Annotated in this window: 15 protein-coding genes and 1 pseudogene; 10 read left to right on the top strand and 6 right to left on the bottom strand. The window is 60.8% G+C overall.

Annotated elements, in window-relative coordinates:
* Positions 1 to 119 precede the first annotated feature (119 nt).
* From cysS to AC5E6N_RS03580, 5 genes are all read left to right on the top strand, one after another.
* Positions 120 to 1,490: a cysteine--tRNA ligase gene (gene cysS, locus AC5E6N_RS03600; protein WP_491746536.1), complete on the top strand. Its 1,371-nt coding sequence runs from the start codon at positions 120 to 122 to the stop codon at positions 1,488 to 1,490.
* Between the two features lie 31 nt (positions 1,491 to 1,521).
* Complete coding sequence (locus AC5E6N_RS03595; protein ID WP_491746535.1) at positions 1,522 to 1,686, top strand: hypothetical protein; 165 nt, start codon at positions 1,522 to 1,524, stop codon at positions 1,684 to 1,686.
* A complete protein-coding gene (cimA, locus tag AC5E6N_RS03590) occupies positions 1,686 to 3,287 on the top strand; it encodes a citramalate synthase (RefSeq protein WP_491746534.1) in 1,602 nt (533 codons plus the stop codon). The genes AC5E6N_RS03595 and cimA overlap by 1 nt, the downstream gene beginning before the upstream one ends.
* A gap of 151 nt (positions 3,288 to 3,438) precedes the next feature.
* Complete coding sequence (rarD, locus tag AC5E6N_RS03585) at positions 3,439 to 4,377, top strand: EamA family transporter RarD (RefSeq protein ID WP_491746533.1); 939 nt, start codon at positions 3,439 to 3,441, stop codon at positions 4,375 to 4,377.
* Between the two features lie 255 nt (positions 4,378 to 4,632).
* Entirely contained in the window at positions 4,633 to 7,017 is a 2,385-nt protein-coding gene (locus AC5E6N_RS03580) for a S8 family peptidase (protein ID WP_491746532.1), read from the top strand.
* A gap of 103 nt (positions 7,018 to 7,120) precedes the next feature.
* Here AC5E6N_RS03580 and AC5E6N_RS03575 read toward each other — a convergent pair whose 3' ends face one another.
* The 4 genes and pseudogenes from AC5E6N_RS03575 to AC5E6N_RS03560 form a co-directional block, all read right to left on the bottom strand.
* On the bottom strand, positions 7,121 to 7,585 hold the full coding sequence (locus tag AC5E6N_RS03575; protein ID WP_491689870.1) for a thiol-disulfide oxidoreductase DCC family protein: 465 nt from the start codon (positions 7,583 to 7,585) through the stop codon (positions 7,121 to 7,123).
* A gap of 102 nt (positions 7,586 to 7,687) precedes the next feature.
* A complete protein-coding gene (locus AC5E6N_RS03570; RefSeq protein WP_491746531.1) occupies positions 7,688 to 8,923 on the bottom strand; it encodes a glycerophosphodiester phosphodiesterase family protein in 1,236 nt (411 codons plus the stop codon).
* A 337-nt stretch (positions 8,924 to 9,260) separates the two neighbouring features.
* The gene (locus AC5E6N_RS03565) at positions 9,261 to 9,596 is read right to left on the bottom strand and encodes a hypothetical protein (protein WP_491746530.1); all 336 of its coding nucleotides are present in this window, start codon (positions 9,594 to 9,596) and stop codon (positions 9,261 to 9,263) included.
* A gap of 54 nt (positions 9,597 to 9,650) precedes the next feature.
* A pseudogene (locus AC5E6N_RS03560) lies at positions 9,651 to 9,779 on the bottom strand (TIGR00730 family Rossman fold protein); the annotation flags it as partial.
* 276 nt (positions 9,780 to 10,055) lie between these two features.
* On the opposite strand from AC5E6N_RS03560, the gene AC5E6N_RS03555 reads away from it, so the two are divergent.
* The 5 genes from AC5E6N_RS03555 (at position 10,056) to AC5E6N_RS03535 (ending at position 16,504) form a co-directional block, all read left to right on the top strand.
* Positions 10,056 to 11,633: a LysM peptidoglycan-binding domain-containing protein gene (locus tag AC5E6N_RS03555; protein ID WP_491746529.1), complete on the top strand. Its 1,578-nt coding sequence runs from the start codon at positions 10,056 to 10,058 to the stop codon at positions 11,631 to 11,633.
* A 127-nt stretch (positions 11,634 to 11,760) separates the two neighbouring features.
* Positions 11,761 to 13,656 (top strand): ABCB family ABC transporter ATP-binding protein/permease, encoded by a 1,896-nt coding sequence (locus AC5E6N_RS03550; protein ID WP_491746528.1) that lies wholly within the window; start codon positions 11,761 to 11,763, stop codon positions 13,654 to 13,656.
* A 129-nt stretch (positions 13,657 to 13,785) separates the two neighbouring features.
* Positions 13,786 to 14,490, top strand: a complete 705-nt coding sequence (locus tag AC5E6N_RS03545; protein ID WP_491746527.1) for a phosphatidylserine decarboxylase — start codon at positions 13,786 to 13,788, stop codon at positions 14,488 to 14,490.
* An 8-nt stretch (positions 14,491 to 14,498) separates the two neighbouring features.
* The gene (locus AC5E6N_RS03540; RefSeq protein WP_491746526.1) at positions 14,499 to 15,344 is read left to right on the top strand and encodes a CDP-alcohol phosphatidyltransferase family protein; all 846 of its coding nucleotides are present in this window, start codon (positions 14,499 to 14,501) and stop codon (positions 15,342 to 15,344) included.
* Between the two features lie 59 nt (positions 15,345 to 15,403).
* Entirely contained in the window at positions 15,404 to 16,504 is a 1,101-nt protein-coding gene (locus tag AC5E6N_RS03535) for a class I SAM-dependent methyltransferase (RefSeq protein WP_491746525.1), read from the top strand.
* On the opposite strand, the gene AC5E6N_RS03530 is transcribed toward AC5E6N_RS03535, so the two are convergent.
* Together AC5E6N_RS03530 and AC5E6N_RS03525 are read right to left on the bottom strand one after the other, a co-directional pair.
* Positions 16,501 to 17,253 (bottom strand): gamma-glutamylcyclotransferase, encoded by a 753-nt coding sequence (locus AC5E6N_RS03530; RefSeq protein ID WP_491746524.1) that lies wholly within the window; start codon positions 17,251 to 17,253, stop codon positions 16,501 to 16,503. The genes AC5E6N_RS03535 and AC5E6N_RS03530 overlap by 4 nt on opposite strands.
* Positions 17,254 to 17,350: 97 nt before the next feature.
* A partial coding sequence (locus tag AC5E6N_RS03525; RefSeq protein WP_491746523.1) for an efflux RND transporter permease subunit occupies positions 17,351 to 18,958 on the bottom strand: 1,608 nt, incomplete at its 5' end.

Below are 18,958 nucleotides of genomic sequence, written 5' to 3'. Positions count from 1 at the left end.
CGCCGCTATTTGCATCTGCTGCATTATTATCCGCTAGCCAACCGCTGGCCCGGCCGTTTTCGTCTCATAGTCAAAGCAACGACAAACGCCCTGGCCTGAGGCACAAGGGAGTTCGACGTATGGGCGATCAACGCCTGAAGCTGTACAACACGCTGACGCGAAGGAAGGAAGATTTCCGGCCGATCGATCCGCGGAACGTGCGCATGTATGTCTGCGGGCCGACGGTCTACGACTTTGCCCATATCGGCAATGCACGGCCGGTCATCGTCTTCGATCTGCTCTTCCGGCTCCTGCGGCATCGTTATGGCGCGGGGCAGGTCACCTATGTGCGCAACATCACCGACGTCGACGACAAGATCAATGCCCGCGCGGCCCGCGACTATCCCGACAAGGCCCTCAACGACGCGATCGCGCTGGTCACGGCGAAAACGGCTGATCAGTTTCACGCCGATGTCGGCCTGCTCGGCTGCCTTGAGCCGACCCATGAGCCGCGCGCGACGGACAACATTGCCCAGATGCTCGCGATGATCGAAACGCTGATCGCGCGCGGTCACGCCTATCAGGCGGGCGGCGAGGTTCTATTCGATGTGACCTCGAGCAGCGACTATGGTGAACTCTCGCACCGGAAACTGGAGGATCAGCAAGCCGGCGCGCGTGTCGCAGTCGACGACCACAAGAAAAATCCCGGCGACTTTGTGCTCTGGAAGCTGTCCGCCGAGGATGAGCCCGGCTGGCCTTCGCCCTGGGGCACGGGCCGCCCCGGCTGGCATATCGAATGCTCGGCGATGAGCGAGCGCTATCTCGGCAAGGTTTTCGATATCCATGGCGGCGGACTGGACCTGATCTTTCCGCACCATGAAAACGAGATCGTGCAATCGCGCTGCGCCCACGGCACGCAGCGCATGGCCAATGTGTGGATGCACAACGGTTTCCTGCAGGTCGAAGGTCAGAAGATGTCCAAGAGCCTCGGCAGTTTCGTGACCATCCACGAGTTGCTGGCGAGCGACACATTCGGCGGGCGCAGCTGGCCCGGGGAAGTGCTGCGCCTCGCCATGCTGATGACGCATTATCGCGAGCCGATCGACTTCAGCGTGCGCAAGCTTGAAGAAGCGGAGCGTCTTCTGGAGAAATTCGCCCGGCGTGCCGGCGATGCGGACGATGGGCAGGCGCCCGATGCCGCCGTCATCGAGGCCCTGTCGGACGATCTCAATTTTTCCGCCGCTCTTGCGAGCCTCAGCGGGCTTGAGGGAACGACGCTGGCATCCTCCATGGCGATGCTTGGATTTTCCGCGTACCGGCAGGCCAAGGCTGTCGATGTCGACGAGGCGGTGATTGCCGAACGCATCGCCGCACGGCTCGACTTCATCCGGCAGAAGGACTGGGCAAGCGCCGATGCCATCCGCGACGAACTTGCGACGGACGGGATCCGGTTGAAGGACGGCAAGGATCCCGAGACCGGCGATCGCGTGACGACCTGGGAGGCGCTGTGATGAAATGTCCTGGACTGCCCGGAGACCGGCGATGACGGCCGAAGCCATCACCGGCGGATGCCAGTGCGGCGCGGTGCGTTATCCGGTTTGCGGTGAATGGACATGGCCGCATAAGCACTTTGAGCGCATTGGCGTAATCAACAAACAACACCTGGGCCATGACACCGAGGTTTGGCCGCCCAGGCAGCAGAACTGATGACACAGCGCGAAAAAATCTATCTTTTTGACACGACACTGCGTGACGGGCAGCAGACGCCCGGCATTGATTTCAATGTCGAGGACAAGATCGCGATCGCCAGGCTGCTCGATGCATTCGGCGTCGACTATGTCGAAGGCGGTTATCCGGGTGCAAACCCGACCGATACCGAGTTCTTTGAGAAGAACCGGTTGCACAATGCCGATTTCGTCGCCTTTGGCATGACCAAGCGGGCAGGGGTGTCGGCCTCCAACGATCCGGGCCTTTCGGCATTGCTCCGGTCAAGCAGCGACGCGGTGTGTTTCGTTGCCAAGAGCTGGGATTACCATGTCGATATCGCTCTCGGCATCGGCAATCAGGAGAATCTGGATTGTATCGCCGCATCGGTCGAGGCGGCGGTTTCGGCCGGCAAGGAAGCCATGGTCGACTGCGAGCATTTTTTTGACGGCTACAAGGCCAATCCCGACTACGCGCTCGCCTGCGCGCGTGCGGCCTTCGACGCCGGTGCGCGCTGGGTCGTGTTGTGCGACACGAATGGCGGCTCGCAGCCTGACGAGATCGCCGCAATCGTGCGTGCAGTGATCGATGCGGGAATTCCCGGCGACCGTCTCGGCATTCATGCGCACAATGACACGGGACAGGCCGTGGCCAACTCCCTGGCCGCCGTCGATGCGGGCGCGCGTCAGATTCAGGGAACGCTGAACGGCATCGGCGAGCGCTGCGGCAACGCCAATCTTGTCACGCTGATCCCGACGCTTGTGTTGAAACCGTTTTGGAACAGCCGGTTCGAAACCGCCATGGATGCAGAAAAGCTCAAGGGTCTGACGCGCCTGTCGCACGCGTTCGACGAATTGCTCAATCGTTCGCCGGAGCCGCAGGCGCCCTATGTCGGCGTATCCTCTTTTGCCACCAAAGCCGGCATTCATGCGTCGGCGCTGCTGAAGGATCCCAGGACCTATGAGCATGTGCCGCCGGATGCGGTCGGCAACCGGCGCAAGGTCATGATCTCGGATCAGGGCGGAAAGTCGAACTTTATCAACGAGCTGCGGCAGCGCGGCATCGAGGTTGCCAAGGACAATCCACGGCTCGACCGGCTGATTTCCATCGTCAAGGAGCACGAGGCGCAGGGCTATGCCTATGAGGCGGCGGACGCCAGCTTCGAACTGCTCGCCCGGCGCACGCTCGGCCGTGTTCCGGAGTTCTTCCGCGTCGACAGTTTCCGGGTCATGGTCGAACGGCGATTCGATGCCAACGGCAATCTCAAGACCGTGTCGGAAGCGATCGTCAAGGTGGAGATCGACGGCGAGACCACCATGTCGGTGGCCGAGGGACACGGGCCGGTCAATGCGCTCGACATCGCGCTGCGCAAGGATCTCGGCAAATATCAGGCTGAAATCGAAGACCTGGAACTGACGGATTACAAGGTGCGCATCCTCAATGGCGGCACAGAAGCCATCACGCGGGTGCTCATCGAGTCGCGGGATCAGACCGGGGAACGATGGTGGACGGTGGGCGTTTCGCACAACATTATAGACGCGTCTTTCCAGGCGCTCATGGACTCCGTCACCTACAAGCTGCTGAAAATCCGCAAGGAGCAATAAGCCGGTTGATCTTCACAGCCGGATATGATTGCCTGTCGCGCCGGCGTGAGAGCGCTGGTCCAGCGGAATTGGTCGCCTTCAATCCGGTTGACTCGATTTATACGAAAATCGCTTCAACCCATTGATTCTATTATAGTGGAAGCATCCAGCCATGAACGGCTCAGATCCCGATAGCGCTGCGCGCGGCTTTGCTTTTGGCATTTCCGCCTATCTGATGTGGGGACTGCTGCCATTCTACATGAAGGCGGTGGATCATGTCCCGGCGATAGAGGTGGTCGCCTACCGGATATTGTGCTCCATTCCGGTTGCCGGGATCATCATATTGGCTCTCGGCAGGACCGCCGATCTGCGCCAGGCGGTGCGTACGCCGCGGACCCTCGGCTACGCCTTTCTGACCTCCACGCTGATTGCCGGCAATTGGGGTATCTACACCTGGGCGGTCGCCAACGAACGCACGGTGGAGACGGCGCTCGGCTATTACATCAATCCGCTGGTCAGCATTATGCTCGGCGCACTTTTTCTCGGTGAGCGGTTCAACCGGGTGCAGCTTGTCGCCATCGCCCTTGCCATGGCGGCGGTCGCCGTTTTGACCTATGACGCCGGCGGTTTGCCCTGGGTCTCGCTGTCGCTGGCTTTCAGCTTCGGGTTTTACGGTTTCTTCCGCAAGACGATGCCGATCGGCCCGTCCCAGGGTTTTTTCCTCGAAGTCGTTCTCCTGTGTATCCCGGCGCTCCTCATAGTGCTCGCCTTTGACGTCGAGGGAATGGGTCATTTCCTGGCCGGCAGCACCAGCGACACGCTGCTCTTGCTGTTTGCGGGGCCGGCGACGGCGATACCGCTGATCTGCTACGCGCTCGGCGCAAAGATGCTGAGGCTCTCCACCATCGGCCTCATGCAATATGTCGCGCCGACCCTGATTTTCCTGATCGCGGTTTTTGTCTTCCGGGAGCCGTTTTCAGGCTGGCAGCTTCTGGCGTTTTGCCTGATATGGCTGGCGCTCGGGCTCTATAGCTGGTCGACCATCTCGCAAATGCGGGCGGCGGCCAGGGCCGCGCGGTTGGATCATTCCGCGAAGAAGGCTCATGGCTGAGGTCGCAATCATAACCGGGGGCAGGGCGCGATATCGCGTGTCGCTGGCGGGCTGACAAGATTTCAGACCGTATCCCGATTTGAGTTGGAAATTGGCCGGTGCTACCGTTAACCGGCGGTTAATTGATTCTTTTTATTTTGACGAATGAACTTTTTTGACGAATGAAATTTCCTATGCGGATTGTTTAAAGATTTCAAACCGATGAAACGAACCACACAAAGCTCATTTTTTTGTCAGCCATGGGGCGGCGTGACCGTGCTGTTTGCGGCAGTGGCCATGACAGGCTGCACGTCGGGCGATGCACCGTACGATGACGGGCGCGGCGCCAACTCAGGCGGCGGTCTGCTGACAGCCCATGAAGGCACCACGCACTATGTCACCAGCTTCGACGAAGCCGATGCGCAGGCGGTGCGAAACTCCCCTGAATTCGTCGCACAGGACAATATCTTCGAAGCAAATGCGCAGGCGGCGCAAAACTCCCGTGAATTCGTCGCACAGCACAATATCTTCGGCCCACCGAGGCTGGAGAATTTCGGCGTGGTGACACGGAAAAATGCGTTTTCGGTGATCAATCTCGAATATGCCCATTCCATCGGACTGTCCGGCGCGGGCCAGTTGATCGCCATCATCGACAGCGGTTTCCGCACGACACATCGGGAGCTTGCCGGCAAAACCATAACGACCTATGGCACCTTTCCTGCCCCTTTTGAGGACCACGGCACCGGGGTCGCCGCGGTCGCGGCGGGACAGAACGACGGTTTCGGAATGATGGGCGTCGCGCCGGGTGCCGATCTCCACCTTTCAGCGCTGCCCCGCTTGCTGTCCGATTTGACCGGCGCGACCAATGATGCCCATGCGGCCGGCGCCGTTGCGCAGAACAATTCCTGGGGGTTTGACTGGGGGAGCGGCCCGCGCAAGGACGAGACGATCACGGTTAATGACATCAACGGTGCCGCCGGTTCGACATTGAGCCAAAAGATCGCCAATGCCATGGAAGGCAGTGCCAGCGATTGGTCTCAATACATCGACTCTTTGAGGCAGTTCACCACCGAAGGCGTCGTGGTGTTTGCCGCGTCGAACAGAACCTCGGACAACAGCGCGAGCTTCATTGCCGCTTTGCCGTCATTGGATCCATCCTTGCAAGGGTCTTGGATCGTCGGCGTCAACGCCGTGGCGAACTATGACAGTGGTGGCGACCTGATCAGCGCGACACGCATATCCGCCGAATGCCTGGAGGCCGCCGCCTACTGCCTCACAGGCCAGGGGTTTGTCTACACCGCAATGGATACCGGTGATGCGGCTTACGAGAACAAGGTGGGTACGTCATTTGTCGCGCCGCAGATATCCGGTGCGGTCGCTCTCCTGTCCGAGGCATTTCCCAATCTTTATTCCTCCGAGATCGTCGACCGGCTTCTGGCTTCGGCCAACAACTCCTTCTTCACGCGTGCCAGCGGCTCCGTTGATTTCGGCAATGGCGTGATCCACAGCTACAATGAGGAATTCGGTCACGGACTTATGGATCTGAGGGCCGCCCTGCTGCCGATCGGCAGTCTCGGCGCGGCCACGACATCCGTTGCGAGCGACCCCACGGTTCCCGTTTCGCAGGTCTCCATGGTTTCCGGCTCGGCGCAGGGCAATGCCATCGCCAATGCGCTTGCCGGTCGGCAGATGGCCCTGTTTGACGCGCTCGGCACGGATTTTTACGTGCCGGCGACCATCCTCACGGCAGAGGCCGATGACAATTTCGATGAACGGTTGAAGCGTTTTACAGACGGTGCCGGCCAGCGGATGACAACCGAGGCTGGCAGCTTCGGGTTCTCGACCAGTACGGACGGCCTCCAGCCCATTGACAGCTCTCTGGTCTTCGGATGGGCGGAGGATGTCGGTGCGCAGTTCGGGATAAACCCCACCGCATCGCCCTCATTCGCCGATCCCGCTTCGCTGCTCGGGCTGGCGCCGCAGGCCCGCGCTTTCGGCACCGGGACGCAGTTGCCCGGCGGCAATCTCGGCTTTTTTGCCTTTGCCGACAGCGCCGATGAGGACCGGCAGACCTTCGGGCTGGGCGCTTCGCGGGCCTTTCGCCTCGATGGCGGCGCGGCGCTGACCTTCGGTCTGACGGGAACGGCGGAGGCGGGATCTTTCCTCGGCCTGAGACTGGCGGAAGAAAGCACGTTTGAAACGGCATCCATGGCCTTTAACGCCGGTGTCTCTGTTCCCGTCGGGGCGTTCGAGGTTTTCGTGAACTCGGAGTTCGGGGCATCCAGGACCAACGATGCCGGGCTGATGACCGCGGTCGAACCGGCGCTGTTCACCGGTTTTGCGGTCGGCACGCGTATGAACGGTCTGTGGAACCGGTCGGATGCGCTGACCTTTTCCGTGCAGCAGCCGCTGCGCATCGAGAGCGGGCAGGCGAGCTTGCGGCTGGCTGTGGGCCGCGACAGGGACGCACGGGTTTTCTACGAGGATGTGCCCGTCGATCTCGAACCGGACGCACGGCAGATCGACTTCGGCTTTGACTATGCAACGCCCTTGTCACCGGTCACGGATCTGCGGTTCGGCGCGGCGTTTTCGCTGAACGAAGGGCATGCATCCGGAAACACCGGCGGCAATGTGATGGCGGCAATCGCCCACCGGTTCTGATCCTCAATGGATTGCTGCCATTGCGCTGGAAGACCGGCAAGGCAGCAATTCAGGCTTTGGTAAAGGCCTCGGAAGGTACCGTATCCGCCCGGAACAGGCACGCTCACGAGATCAGCCTCTTTTGGACTTCCGGATCCGGAAGAGCACACAAATCCGAATGTCCGAACAAGCGATAGCGGTTGCGCGCGACCAGATTGTACAACACATCCTGTGCGGCGCGCGGCAGGATGCGCAGGACACGCAACACCTTCCATCTGCCGCCGAGGCGGTTGCCCACACGGATAAAAGCGTCAAGAGATGTGTAGGCTCTGCCCTGTTCGACATATAACCAGGATGTCGGATCGGATGGATCCAAACCGTAGTGATTCATCAATGCCCGCCCGATATCCGACTGCAGGGGGATAATCCTGAACTGCTCAGGAGAGTCGTTTCGGGCAATCCACGATGCACCCTTTGCGCACAGGGAGCAATTTGCATCCATGACCGTGAAGACGTCACCTGCGTTAAAATCAGGAACGTTGTCGTCTTTCATGAACGAATAGGCATCGCGCCGACGCACTTTGCTCATGGTAATCAAATCGCATTATCCGACAAACAAGACAAACGCGCGATGTGTCTCAGATACAACCGGGTCAGGCGTAAAACAGAGCTCGATGCCCGGACATGCAACTCAAAGACCCATGCAGTTGGCATAGAAGGTCGTCGTCGCCGGCCAGTCGGAGAAGACGCCCGCGACCCCCACATCCTTCGCCAGGACGTCAAGCAGGACAAGTGCATCGCTGTCGCTGTCGGTGACGCCCGCGATTGTCTGGTAATACCAGCCGCCGCCCGATGACAGCGAGCCGGAGCGTTCCAGGGTCCAGGTGATGATCTCGAGGCCCGCCTGCTTTGCCGCCACGGCATAGGCGGACGGTGCCGGGCGGCCGTCTTCGCCCGTCTTTACGAGCATCCAGAGCGGCGGGGCGATATAGTTGAAGCCGCCTGCCTTCAACGCTTCCATCGACGGTGTCCAGCTGGCGGGGTCTTCCGGGTCGATACCGTTGCGGAAGCGCCCGTCCAGATAGATCGCCTGTGCGCCGAATTCGGGCTCATTGGCGATCCAGTACGCCACATCGGCCGGGTTGAACGATTGCGCGAAGACACGGCTCGCCGGGACACCGGCGCTCTTATAGGCATCGATCATCTTCTGCGCGTAGTCTTCCTGGCTGAAGTCGCCCTCGAACGGCATGGCGACGCCCGGCGATTTGAGCTCCGGCGTGTGCTTGGCGCCGAGCTGTTCGAACAGATCGATGGATTCGGCCAGGGTCATCAGCCGGCCTCTCGTCGAATAGAGGTCGGTGCGCCAGCCGGGATTGCCGCCGACATATTGTTCGACTGTGGTGGCGTTGCGGTCGGCCGAGTCCATCTTGCCGGTCAATTGCCGGAACTGCTCCAGCGTGATGTCCGACGTGCAGCACTTGGCGTCCGCCTTCTTGCCGCTTGACGGATCGGCCGGCGAGAAGGGAGCGCTGCAGCTGTCGGCGATCTCCGGTTTCAGAAGGATATCGGTGGTCGTGTGCAGGTCGCATTGCGAATGGCGGCAAACCAGCGCACGGTCCTTCGTGAAGGTAACGTCGCATTCAAGGATACCGGCCCCCATGCGCGCCGCCGCCCTGTAGGACTCTTCCGTATGCTCGGGGAACTGCAGCGGTGCGCCCCGGTGTCCGATCGAGAAATCGCTCTTGAAAAACGGGCCGCTTTCGCACTGTTGCAACGCATCTTTCAGTTCGCCCTCGTCAAGACCGTTGAGCAGAAAGAACGGACGGGGGCCCAGTTGCACATCGGCGCCGTCATTCGCCGGAACCGGCTTGGTGGTCAAGGCGGCAAGGACGATGGACAAACAAAAGAGTGCGGTGAACGGTTTCATGGGGGGCCTCGAATTAAAGCATGCGGGCCGGCAGGAGAATGCCGGCCGCGCGACCATAAAGGCGCAATGCGACAATTCGATAAATGGCGGCCACGGTCAGCTTTTCCAGTTCACGGCGTAGAGATCGTGCCCGCGGTCGCTGAGATAGCGGACCACGCCCTCGCGGCGGGCCAGATCGAGGGCTTCAAGATCGAGATCCGCATAGATGATCATGTCCGCACTCGCATCGGCTTGTGCCGCGATACCGTCCCGGGCAAAGGGAAGGTCGCCCGATACTCTAAGATCGCCGATTGCGCGCAGGCGCCGTGCTGCTCGGGAACGTTATGGAATTGTCCGGTCATGCCGGAGGCAACGACATAACACTGGTTCTCGACCGTCCTCGCGTCGCGCCGCCCTTCACCTTCCAGGGCTCGGTTTCCGTCGGTGTGGGGTGCAGCTTGTCGCGCATATGCGTCGTGCCGTCACGCAGGAAAACGAAGCTCCGGTTGCGCGCGACACCGTCATCGTCCAATACCAGATGCGAGCCGGCGATGATGTTGATCCCGTTATCGGCTGCGAGCATCCGCATATGATCGGCGAAGGCGGATATGCGTGCGAAGACACCTGCCGCGTCAAGCGCTCCGGCTTGCCATTGAACCGATGCGATCCGAACCCTGTCGGTCACGGTGCCCATGGTGCAACCACCTCACATACGGTCGATCACGTGACGGTCGCCGGCGCTGGCCACGCCCGCATAGACCAGCCTTATGCCGTTTGCCGCGATCGATTGTCCCAGCGCGCGCGCCGCTGTCCCGAATTGCGGATCGTTTCCGGGTTGCGAACCGCAATAAACGCAAATTGAGCGAATCTGTGCCATAGTGACGAGCAAACAGTGCGGGCCAACACAGGTCAAGCGCCTCGCTTCGCGCCATATCTGATGTATTTTTGCCGATTACTCCCAGGTTCCGGGCTTTTCGCGGTGGCGAAGCAGCTCAAATGCTTGTTCGGATCAGTCAAAAGTTCTAGTTTGGCGACGATTTTAGAGGCTCGGTGCCGCATACCAAGTGGACGTAAGGGGACGAGGACACGGGAGCGGATTGGCGTGATCCGTGCGGTAGCCGCCTGCAGTTTTCCGCGCCGACTGGAGCATAGAATGAACAAGAACAAATCCCTGGTTTTGGCCCTTGTCGGCTTGGCAATCGTCATTCTTGTCGGCGTATATGTTTACCAGACGGAGCCGTTCGCCGAACCGGAGCGGACAGAAACCGGCGGGCAGGCGCCTGCCAATGTCGAGGAAACCGCCGAAAGGAACAACGAAGAAACGCGCGATACCGCGGAGAGCGCCGCCGCGACGTCCGAACCGGAGGCCGGCGAGGCATCCGGTACCGCTGAGGCCGAGCAATCCCCGACTTTCGACGTGGTCCGGGTTGAGCCCGACGGGTCCACCCTTGTGGCCGGTCAGGCCGAACCGGGAACAAAGGTCCAGGTCGTCAACAACGGGCAGGTGATCGCCGAAGCCGATGCCGGTGTGTCGGGTGATTTCGTGGTGGTTGTCGAGGATGCCTTGAAGCCGGGCGACCATGAGATTGTCCTGCGTTCGGTTGGCGAGAACGACACTGCTGCGCAATCGGAGGAGGTCGCGACCATCAGCGTGCCGGAGGATGAGCCGGCGGAACTTCTGGTCATGGTGACAAAGCCCGGCGAGGCAAGCCGTATTCTGGCCAAGCCGGAAGCTGAAACGGCAGCGACCGCCGCGCAGGAAGACGAGCGGTCCGAACCTGCCGCCGACACGGCGATGACAAAACCGGCGCGGGACGCCGACGACGAAGCTGCTGATGCGGGCGGGCAGACCGGGGACGATACCGCGTCGCAGACGGCACTGGCCGACACCGGCACCGTTGCCGCCCAGCCGATACTGCGCATCGATGCGGTCGAGATTGAGGGCGGCCGCATGTTCGTCGCCGGTTCGGCAACACCCGGCGCGGACGTCAGCGTCTACGCCAATGGCGAGTCGCTCGGCACCAGCCGCGTCAGCCGGAACGGTCGCTTTCTCGTGGAGGCGGACAAGGATATCGCGGTTGGAGATCACACGATCAGCGCCGATTTGACGATGCGGGGCAATGTCGCGCCGGCCTTGCGTGTCACTGTGCCCTTTACGCGCCCGGAAGGAGAGATGGTGGCCGCCGTTGCCGCTTCCGAGGCCGGCGGCGGTACCGCTGGCGAAGAGACGGCGGATGCCGGCGAGACGTCCGGCCGGGAAGAGGTCGCGCAAAAACCCGCCGGGGCCGAAAACATCACAACCGAAATGAGCGCAACCGGCGAAGCCGGGCCCGTGCGGGACACCGGTTCCGGCAGCGAGGATGCGGCTGTTGAAGAGACCGCCGATGCGGTGGCCGATGCAGACGGGCAACCCGTCGTCGAAGAGGGCTCAACCGATGACACGCAATCCACGCCTGCCCCTGCCGCACCGGCGGCGGGCGAAGCCGAGACGGTCGTCCAGGCCGCGCTTGAGCCCCGCGACGGTTCGGTGATCATTCGTCGCGGCGACACGCTCTGGCAGATTTCACGGCGCATTTACGGCCGCGGTGTCCGCTATACGACGATTTATCTCGCCAATGCCGATCAGATCAAAAATCCCGACCTGATCGAACCCGGTCAGGTCTTCGCTGTCCCTGAGGAACCGCTGGACAATGCCGAGGAACTTCACCGCCAGCGTATCTGGGGACGCTGACGCATTGGCGGCATGCTTGACCGCATGTCCATAGAGCCTATCTATTGATCGGGCGGCGGTTGTCATCAATCGCCGCCTTTGCGTCGGAACCGCGAGGCCGGTGACGGGCTTATTCAAAGGCGTTTTCTTGTCAGATCGGAAAAAAACAATTGCTGCCGACACCGGCAATCCGCTGCACACGCTGCGCAATCTGTGGCCCTATATGTGGCCTGCCGACCGGGCTGATCTCAAACGCCGCGTTCTTTATGCCGCCGGCTTCCTGGTGCTGGCGAAACTGGCACAGGTGGTGGTTCCCTATTTCTTCAAATGGGCGACCGATGCGCTGAACGGCAATGAGGACGGGCTGGGTTTCCTTCCCGCGATCCTGATCGCGCCGGTTATGCTGGTGATCGCTTATAATGCGGCGCGCATCATCCAGCTCGGCTTCAACCAACTGCGCGATGCCCTGTTCGCCCGGGTCGGCCAGCACGCGGTTCACCAGCTTGCCTACAAGACATTCGTCCACATGCATCGCCTGTCTCTCCGGTTCCACCTGGAACGGCGCACGGGCGGCCTTTCGCGCATCATCGAGCGCGGGGTGAAGGGTATTGAGGCAATTGTCCGCTTCACCATCCTGAACACGCTCCCGACGCTGCTCGAATTTGTTCTGGTGGCGCTCATTTTCGGCTTCGCCTATGGCTGGTCCTATGTTGCCGTCACCGCGCTCGTGATCTGGCTCTACATCTGGTTCACCGTCCGGGCCAGCGACTGGCGCATCGCCATTCGCCGCGACATGAACGAATCCGACACCGACGCCAATACGAAGGCCATCGATTCGCTGCTCAATTTCGAAACGGTGAAGTATTTCGGCAATGAGCAGATGGAAGCCGAGCGCTATGACCGGTCGATGGACCGCTATGAACATGCCGCGACCCGGATCTGGACATCGCTTGGATGGCTGAACCTGGGGCAGGGGCTCATTTTCGGCATCGGCATGGCGGTGATGATGGTCATGTCCACACTGGCCGTGCAGCGTGGCGACCAGACGATTGGTGATTTCGTCTTCATCAACGTCATGCTGATGCAGCTCTCGATCCCGCTCAACTTCATCGGTTTTGTCTACCGTGAAATCCGCCAGGGCCTGACCGACATCGAGAACATGTTCGACCTGCTCGATATCAGCGAGGAAATCGTCGACAAGCCGGGGGCGGAACCGCTCAAGATGCAGTCCGGCGCGATCCGCTTCGACGATGTGCATTTCCGCTATGAACCTGACCGGCCGATCCTCAAGGGCATCGGCTTCGAAGTGCCGCACGGAAAAACCGTTGCGGTGGTCGGTCCGTCGGGGGCCGGCAAGTCGACCCTGTCGCGCCTGTTGTTCCGCTTCTACGATGTGCAGGAAGGTGCCATCACGATCGACGGGCAGGACGTGCGCGACGTAACCCAGCAATCGTTGCGAAATGCCATCGGCATGGTGCCGCAGGATACCGTCCTGTTCAACGACACGCTGGCCTACAATATCCGCTACGGACGTATGGGCGCCAGTGACGACGAGGTGCGTCAGGCCGCCGATATGGCCCAGATCGGCGACTTTATCGACAGTCTGCCGCAGGGCCTTGAGACGATGGTCGGGGAGCGCGGGCTCAAACTGTCCGGCGGAGAAAAGCAAAGGGTGGCGATCGCCCGAACCATTTTGAAGGCGCCGCCCATTCTCATACTTGACGAGGCAACCTCCGCTCTCGACACGGCCACGGAACAGGAAATCCAGACGGCGCTCGATTTTGTCAGCCGGGGCCGCACCACGCTGGTGATCGCGCACCGCCTGTCGACCGTCATCGGCGCCGACGAGATCATTGTCCTGCAGGACGGGGTGATCGCCGAACGCGGAACCCACCAGCAGCTTCTCGATCACAAGGGTCTTTATCTCGATATGTGGAACCGTCAGCGCGAGGCTCGGGAAACCGAGGAAAAACTCAAGGATTTCCGTGAGCATGACGATCTCGGCGTGATCATCCGCAAGCGGCCGCACGAAGAACAGCAATGATCTGCGCGGCTCGCATGCGGACCGGGAAACCCGTCAATCTTCTGTTCAAGTCCTCTATCTTTAAAGTTATATAGACGCGTGCGGCAGTTCCCCGGTTAAGGGAGGGAAAGGCAAGGCCGCCTGGAGAGTTTGCCCATGAGTGTGATCGATACGATCTCCAACACGCTGGTTCCGGTGCATAAGGAAGGCTACAAATTTGTCCTTATCTTTCTGGCCGCCTCGCTCATCCTCGGCTGGATTTGGGACCCGCTGTTCTGGATCGGCCTGCTTCTGACGGCCTGGTGCGCCTATTTCTTCCGTGATCCTGAGCGGGTCACGCCATTGGACGACGATCTTGTCATCAGCCCGGCCGACGGCCGCGTATCGTCTATCGTCCAGATGAAACCGCCGCAGGAACTTGACCTCGGCGACGAGGACATGCTGCGCATTTCCGTATTCATGAATGTCTTCAACTGCCATGTGAACCGCGCACCGATGGCGGGCACTGTTCGGGATGTCGTCTACAAGCCCGGCCAGTTCCTCAATGCGGAACTCGACAAGGCAAGTGAGGAAAATGAACGCAGCGGTATGGTGATTGAAACCTCCAACGGTGCGATTGGCGTTGTGCAGATCGCCGGGCTCGTTGCCCGCCGCATCCTGTGCTGGACGAAGGCAAACGATCACCTCGATGCGGGCGAACGCTTCGGTCTTATCCGCTTCGGTTCGCGCCTCGATGTGTTTTTGCCCGCGAAGGCGGTTCCGCGCGTGTCCGTCGGGCAGACGGCTATTGCGGGTGAAACGGTGCTCGCCGAATTCGATAGCGATAAAGGCAAGACCGTCTCCCGGCGGGCTTAGGGCGAATTATGGATTCCGGTTTTTCCTCGTTCGACCCGAACGGCGCTCCCGGCGACGGGAACGAGAGCAGGGGACCGCGCCTGCGCGAGATTTCCCTGCGGATGATGGTTCCCAACATCATTACCGCTTTGGCGATCTGCGCGGGTCTGACGGGCATCCGGCTGGCATTCGAACAGCGTTTCGAACTCGCCGTCGCGATGCTCCTGCTTGCCGCGCTCCTCGATGCCGTGGACGGCCGGGCCGCCCGGCTGCTCAAGTCGTCGAGCAAATTCGGCGCGCAGATGGATTCCCTTGCCGATATCGTCAATTTCGGCGTTGCGCCGGCGCTGGTGCTCTATGCCTATCTGCTCGACCAAGTGCGCTCCTTCGGCTGGATCGCAGCGATGATCTACGCCATTGCGGCCGGTTTGCGTCTCGCCCGTTTCAACGTTATGGAGGACAGGAACGTCAAGGCAAGCTGGCAGGCCGACTATTTCGTCGGCATACCGGCGCCCGGCGGTGCAATCCTCGTTCTTCTGCCCGTCTATATCGGTTTTCTGGGCATAGAGCCGGGCGTTACGTTCGCCTATCTGGCCTCGATCTATACCCTCCTGATTGCGTTCCTGCTGGTCAGCCGGCTGCCGGTTTATTCGGGCAAGACGCTGGGTCAGCGCATTCGCCGCGATCTGGTGTTTCCCTTGATGCTTGTTATTGTCCTCTATGTCGCCTTGCTGATGACCTACACTTGGGAGACCATGACCGCGTCAACGGTGCTTTATCTGGTCTCCCTGCCATTCGGAGCGCGCGCCTGGCGCAAGCGCTTTGGGGAACAGAAGAAAGCCGAGGAGGCGAGCCAGGCGGGTGAGCCGTCATAGCCGGATAGCCGGCGCAGCAGGCCTGAAGAGCCTGGGGCGAACAAAAAGAGGCGGAGCCGATGAAACGAACACCGCACGAACCGTTGAAATCCACCGACGGGATGGTGGACTACAACCGCAACTCGCGCGCGCAGCAACAGGGCGTGAACCGCGAGGCCGGACGCATTCGTGACATTGTCGGGCGCCTGGACAGAGTAGAGCCGGAGTTTCGTATCGTCGACTATGGATGCGGGCCCGGCATCAGCGCTATCAATGCTGTTCTGCCTGCGGTTCTGACCTATGAGGAGCGCTTTCCCGATGCGCGGATAGTGGTCTGCCATGCGGATCAGCCGGGCAATGATTGGGATGCCCTGTTCGAGCTGACGCGCGGCCAGGCCGGTTACTCCTACGGCAACCCGAATATACGCACCGAAGCCTCAATCGGCTCGTTCTACGACCGCATGGCGTCGGATCGGTCGGTCGCGCTTGGAACCTGTTTTGCGGCAAGCCATTGGCTGAGCCGGGCAGTCAATCTCCACGCGCCGGGAACAGTATGGTTTGCCGATCTGACCGGAGATGCGCGCACGCAGATGGAAACGATCGCAAAACAGGACTGGGCCCGGTTCCTGCATCGCCGGGCGGAGGAATTGCGGCCCGGAGGCTACCTTCTGGTTTCGACACTCGGTTCCGTGTCCGAGGAAGGCGAGATCAACGGCATCGCCGCGTCCGGACGCGGCATTTATCGCGCTCTGCAGGTTGTCGCCCAGCAGATGGCGGACGAGGGGTTGCTCGACAAGGACGTGCTCGACAATTTCGTGTTTGCGCTCTGGTTCCCGACCGCCGAGGACGCCGAGGCACCGTTGAAAGAGGATCCGCTTCTGTCCTCGGCCTTCGAACTCGACTATGTCGGCGTGGAGCCCGCACCCGGCCACGCGCGCGACGTTTTCTCCGATTTTGTTTCCGATCCGAAAGACTATGCCAGCCACTATCGCGGTTATGTCCGCGCCTTCGCCGCGTCAACGCTGCGCCGGCAGTTGTTCGAGCCGAGCGTCCGGAACCCGGACGAGGTCGATGCGCTCGACAAGGAGTTCTTTGACAGGTTTGAAGCGCTCTACCGCGAGGAGACCAGCAAATATGCGTTTGAGCTGTGGTTCATGACCATCGTTCTGAAGCGCGTCTAAGACGGGTCAGTCCGCTGCGCACCGTTTGCGCGGAACCGCCGTACGTCCTGCAGAAGCGAAAAGACATGCGCGTCATCGATATCGAGCGCGTCGAGATGGTCCGCAAGGTTCTCGATATATTCACGGCTGGTGCCGAGTATGCCGGCACCGGTCGCGATATAGCGGACCTGCTCTTCGTGTGACAGGTCTTTGCGTATGCGCTTTGCATCGTGGTTCGCGGCAAAGGTAACCGCCTTGACGGGGCCTTGTGCGGTCTCTGCGTCGACCATGACCGGCATGTAGACGCCGGTGGCCATCTCACGCCGCCACAGGATGGCCGTTTCCTCGTCGGCTTTGATTTGTTCAACCCGAAAAGCAAGGCCCGTGCATCCCGAGCCGCTGTCGAGCGCCGCCATGAGCCCTGGCGCTTCGCGTGTGCCGCGTGCGCCCAGCTCATCCTTGAGACAAAAGGAACGGGCGTATGTGGCCACATGGGTCTTGCGGACCTCCGCGAACAGGAAGCCCGGGTCCCACATGAGCGAGCCATAGGCAAAGACCCACAAATCCGTGTCCAGGTGTCCGGCAAGCGTTTCGTGACGCGATGCTTCCCGCTTCTCGTCGCTCAGGCGCCAGTGCGGCGGCAGCCCCGCTTCCTTCATCCGCGCATCAAAGTCCGACGGCTTGAATGTTCTGAAAAAGGACTCGTACGGATCGGTAATCTTGCCGCGCAGTTCCGGGTGATGTTCGAAGGGGTCGCGTATCGTGGTCATGCCGATATCCTAGCGTCAATGAGCCGGACCACAATCCTGATAAGCGTGTTGGACAAAGCGCAAAGAGAAACGCCGCCCGGGGGCGGCGTTTCGATTGTCATTCGGCGGCTTCCGGCCGTGCAATGGGCAGGTCGTCATTATCGGCCTGCTTGCCGGTTCCCTTGCCGTCGGCGGGTTCTGCGCCATCCTTGTCCGGGCGCCGTGAACGGCTGAGCCGGGTTTTGATGGAATCCCAGTTGTCCGAGATATTCTTCGGCATGGTCAGCATGGACGGGATCAGGACGAGTGTCAGCATTGTCGAAAAGGCCAGTCCGAAGATGATCGCCGTCGAAAGCTGAACCCACCAGATCGACGTGATGCTTCCGATCGAGATGGTCTGGGTGAAGAAGTTCATGTTGATCTGAAGCGCCATCGGCACGAGACCGAGGATTGTCGTGATCGTTGTCAACATGATCGGCCGCAATCTCTGGGCGGCCGTCTTCAGCGCTGCCTGCCGTATATCCTTGACCCCCTCGGCCCGCATGCGGTTGAAGGTATCGATCAACACGATGGCATTGTTCACCACGATACCGGCAAGCGCCACGATGCCCGTTCCCGTCATGATGATCGAGAATTTCTGTCCCGTTACCGCCATGCCCAAGAGCACGCCGGAAACAGCCAGGATCACAGTCGATAGGGTCAGGACCGTCTGGTAGAACGAGTTGAACTGCGTCAGCAGGATGATGAACATCATGAACAGGGCCGCGATCGCTGCCTTGGCAAGGAAAGCTGCAGATTCCTGCTGTTCTTCGTCCGCACCGCGGAACTTCAAGAATACATTCTCAGGCCACTCTTGGGTATCGAGCCACGTCTGGATGTCCCTGACGGCATCGTTCGGCGTCGCGGCACGCCCGTCGACCATCGCACCTTCGGCGACGCTCGCCTTGACGTCCATGGCGTAAAGACCGTCACGACGTGTGATCGACGAGACCTTCTGCTGCGGCGTGCGTTCGATGAAGTTCGACAACGGAACCTGGCCGTTCGCTGTGCGTAGCTTCAACAGCTCGAATTGATCGAGCGTGCGCTGTTCCTCAGGAAGCCGGACGCGGATATCCACCTCGTCCTCGGAGTCGTTCGGTCGGTAGGTGCCGATCAGGACGCCGTTGGTGACGAGCTGGACCATGGAGCCGACACCGACAATACCGGCGTTGTAACGACCCGCCAGCTCGCGGTCGACGTCGATCTGCCATTCAATGCCGGGCAGGGGCCGCCCATCTTCCTGGTCCGAAAGGATATCGACGGTGTCGACATAATCGCGAATACGGTCGACGGCAGCCACCATCGTATCGTAGTCCGTCGACTTGACCTCAAGCTGCAGATCCTTGCCCGTGGGCGGTCCGCCCTCAATCTTGCGAACCTCCACCTTGATGCCGGCCATGTCTGCGGTCCGCTGGCGGATGTCGTCAAAGATCTCCACGGCCCGCCGCCGGCAGCAATAGTCGGCCAGCTCGATCTGAAGCTCGCCGACCACATCGGCGGGTTTGTCCTGAACGCCGCTGAGGAAGTTGCCGCCGCCCCCGCCGCTCGACGCCTCGGCGATCATGACAACGTTCTCGATGCCGGGAACCTGAAGGACCTCCGCCTCGACTTCCCCGACCAGATCACGGATTGCCAGTGCAGACAGGTTGCCCCGCGCCGACACCATGACGATGGCGACATCCGGCTC

It is taken from the genome of Hoeflea sp. (assembly GCF_984452065.1).
This window is presented reverse-complemented; position numbering and strand designations above follow the sequence as displayed.